The following is a 3810-nucleotide window of genomic DNA, read 5'->3' as shown; positions in this document are numbered from 1 at the left end:
CGCTGCGGCCGCCGCCATAGCCGCCGCTGCGCTCGCCGCCGCCCTCATAGCCGCCGCCACCGCCGCCCCCGGCGCCACCGCCGCCCTCGCCGCCGCGCCCGTCGAGCAGGGTCAGCTCACCGCCGAAATTGCGGATCACCACCTCGGTGGAATAGCGGTCCTGGCCGGCCTGGTCCTGCCACTTGCGGGTCTCCAGCTTGCCCTCGACATAGACCTTGCTGCCCTTGCGGAGATACTTCTCGGCAATCTCGCCCACCTTCTCGTTGAAGATGGCCACCGAATGCCATTCGGTGCGCTCCTGCCGGTTGCCTTCGCGGTCCTTGTAGGTGTCGGTCGTGGCGAGGCGCAGGTTCACCACCCGCCCGCCATTCTGGAAGTTCCGCACCTCCGGGTCCCGACCCAGGTTGCCGATCAGGATCACCTTGTTGACGCTGCCGGCCATGCTGCCCGGTCCTTCATCCGTTCTCGCCCGCCAGGCCGGGCGCACCCCGCCGCGACGGGCGGGGCACGGTCCGGTCCCGGCGGGCCCGTTTCACATTCATGTGCGTGCCCGGACGGTGCCCGCGAAGGGGCCGGAGGGCGCGCATCGGTGCAACCTAGCCATACCAACTTGGCTCGGCCAGCCCCGTTACCGGAACCTTGTCCTGTCCGCGCGCACGCCCACTTCCCGCGAGCACTTCCCGTGGGCGGCGGATACTGGCACAAAGCGCACCGGAACACAATGTGAACGCCCCTTCCCGTCCCCCCGATGCCCCTGAGCAGGAGCCGCCGTTGAAGACGCTGCCGAAGACCTCGCTGGCCCCCGCCGGGCAGCCCCATGGCCAGAAGGACCAGATCCGCATCCGCGGCGCGCGTCAGCACAACCTGAAGAATGTCGACATCGACATCCCGAAGCACACGCTGACGGTCATCACCGGCCTGTCCGGCTCGGGCAAATCCTCCCTCGCCTTCGACACCATCTATGCCGAGGGGCAGCGCCGCTACGTCGAGAGCCTCTCGGCCTATGCGCGGCAGTTCCTGCAGCTGATGCAGAAGCCGGACGTCGATTCCATCGAGGGGCTCTCCCCGGCCATCTCGATCGAGCAGAAGACGACGAGCCACAACCCGCGCTCGACCGTCGGCACGGTGACCGAGATCCACGACTACATGCGCCTGCTCTGGGCGCGTGCGGGCGTGCCCTACTCCCCCGCCACCGGCCTGCCGATCGAGGCGCAGACGGTGAGCCAGATGGTGGACCGGGTGCTCGCCATGCCCGAGGGCACGCGGCTGCTGCTGCTGGCCCCCGTGGTGCGCGGCAAGAAGGGCGAGTTCCGCAAGGAGCTGGCCGAGTACCAGCGCCGTGGCTTCGAGCGCGTCAAGATCAACGGCACGCTGATGCGCGTCGAGGAGGCGCCCAGCCTCGACAAGCGCAAGAAGCACGACATCGAGGTGGTGGTGGACCGCGTCGTCGTCGGCAATGAGGGGCTGTCGCAGCGGCTGGCGGACAGCTTCGAGACGGCGCTGGCCCTGGCCGACGGCGTGGCCTACGCGGAGGATGCCGACAGCGCCGAGCGCACGGTGTTCAGCAGCCGCTACGCCTGCCCCGTTTCCGGCTTCACACTCGAAGAAATCGAGCCGCGGCTGTTCTCCTTCAACTCGCCGCAGGGCGCCTGCCCGGTCTGCGACGGCCTCGGCACGGAAAGCTTCTTCGACCCCGCCCTGGTGGTGCCGGACGACACCCGCAGCATCACCGACGGCGCCATCGCCGCCTGGGCCGGCAACAGCGCGCCCTATTACGACCAGACGCTGGAGAGCCTGGCCAGGCATCTCGGCGTCAAGACCAGCATCCCCTGGGGCGAGCTGCCCGAGCGGGCGCGGGACGCCATCCTGAACGGCACGGGCAGCGAGGTGGTGGCGCTGCGCTATAAGGACGGGCTGCGCGCCTACGAGGTGAAGAAGCCCTTCGAGGGCGTGCTGCCCAACCTCGCCCGCCGCCTGCGCGAGACGGACAATCCCTGGGTGCGCGAGGACATGGCCCGCTACCAGGCGGACCGGCCCTGCCATGCCTGCTGCGGCGCCCGCCTCAAGCCCGAGGCGCTGTCGGTGAAGGTGGCGGGGATGCACATCGCCGGGGCCAGCGAGCTGTCCATCCGCAAGGCGCTGCCCTGGTTCGAGGGGGTGGAGGAGACCCTCACCCCGCAGCGCGCCGAGATCGCCCGCCGCATCCTCAAGGAGATCATCGAGCGCCTGCGCTTCCTGCTCGATGTGGGGCTGGACTACCTCTCCCTCGCCCGGTCCTCCGCCACCCTCTCGGGCGGCGAGAGCCAGCGCATCCGGCTGGCCAGCCAGATCGGCTCCGGCCTCACCGGCGTGCTCTACGTGCTGGACGAGCCCTCCATCGGCCTGCACCAGCGCGACAACGAGCGGCTGCTCGGTACGCTGCGGCGGTTGCGTGACCTCGGCAACACCGTGCTGGTGGTGGAGCATGACGAGGACGCGATCCGCACCGCCGACCACCTGATCGACATCGGGCCGGCCGCCGGCGCGGGCGGCGGGCGCGTCATCGCCCAGGGTACGCCGGAGGAGGTGGCGCGGCACCCGGACAGCGTGACGGGCGCCTATCTCTCCGGCCGCCGCGCCATCGCGGTGCCCGAGAAGCGGCGCCCGGTGGACGGGAAGCGGATGCTGCGCGTCGTCGGCGCCACCGGCAACAACCTGCGGGGCCTGAGCGCGGGCATCCCGCTCGGCACCTTCACCTGCGTCACCGGCGTCTCGGGCGGCGGCAAGTCCACCTTCGTCATCGAGACGCTCTACAAGGCCGTGGCGCGCCGGCTGATGGGCGCGGGCACCGTGCCCGCGCCGCATGAGCGGATCGAGGGGCTGGAGCATCTCGACAAGATCATCGACATCGACCAGTCGCCGATCGGCCGCACGCCGCGCTCCAACCCGGCCACCTATACCGGCCTGTTCGCGCCGATCCGCGACTGGTTCTCGGAGCTGCCGGACAGCCGCTCGCGCGGCTACAAGCCCGGGCGCTTCAGCTTCAACGTCAAGGGTGGGCGCTGCGAGGCCTGCCAGGGCGACGGCGTGCTGAAGATCGAGATGCACTTCCTGCCCGATGTCTACGTCACCTGCGACACCTGCAAGGGCAAGCGCTACAACCGCGAGACGCTGGAGGTGAAGTTCCGCGGCAAGTCGATCGCCGATGTGCTGGAGATGACGGTGGAGGAAGGGCTGGAGTTCTTCTCCGCCGTGCCTGCCATCCGCGAGAAGCTGCGCGTGCTGAGGGAGGTGGGGCTCGGCTACATCCATCTCGGCCAGCAGGCCACCACCCTCTCGGGCGGCGAGGCGCAGCGCATCAAGCTCTCCAAGGAGCTGTCCCGCCGCGCCACGGGCCGCACCCTCTACATCCTCGACGAGCCGACCACCGGCCTGCATTTCGAGGATGTGCGCAAGCTGCTGGAGGTGCTGCACCAGCTGGTGGAGCAGGGCAACACGGTGGTGGTGATCGAGCACAACCTCGAGGTCATCAAGACCGCCGACTGGCTGCTCGACCTCGGCCCCGAGGGCGGCGATGGCGGCGGGCAGATCGTCGCCGAAGGCACGCCGGAGGAGGTGGCGGCGGTGCCGGAGAGCCACACCGGGCGCTTCCTCGCCCCGCTGCTGCCGGCCAGGCCCGCCAGGAAGCGCAAGCGCGCCTGAACTGACCACGCCTGACATGGAAAAGCCCGGGGAGGACACCCTCCCCGGGCTTTCCTGCGCTTCCAGGCCGGCTCAGCGCACCGAGAAGCGGACCGGCACCGTCAGCGTCACCGGGTCTCCCATCTCGGG

At 70.0% G+C, this 3810-nt stretch carries 2 protein-coding genes; one reads left to right on the top strand and one right to left on the bottom strand.

Annotated features, from left to right (window positions below; genetic code table 11):
- The coding region (ssb, locus tag ACZJYS_RS23360; protein ID WP_493180511.1) for a single-stranded DNA-binding protein at positions 1-442 on the bottom strand (442 nt) is incomplete at its 3' end.
- Positions 443-780: 338 nt separating this feature from the next.
- On the opposite strand from ssb, the gene uvrA reads away from it, so the two are divergent.
- Positions 781-3681, top strand: a complete 2901-nt coding sequence (uvrA, locus tag ACZJYS_RS23355) for an excinuclease ABC subunit UvrA (RefSeq protein WP_493180512.1) — start codon at positions 781-783, stop codon at positions 3679-3681.
- Positions 3682-3810: the final 129 nt, after the last annotated feature.

It is taken from the genome of Roseomonas sp. TS2, assembly GCF_058833935.1.
Note: the sequence above shows the minus strand (reverse complement) of the source record. Positions and strands in the feature narration are given on the sequence as shown.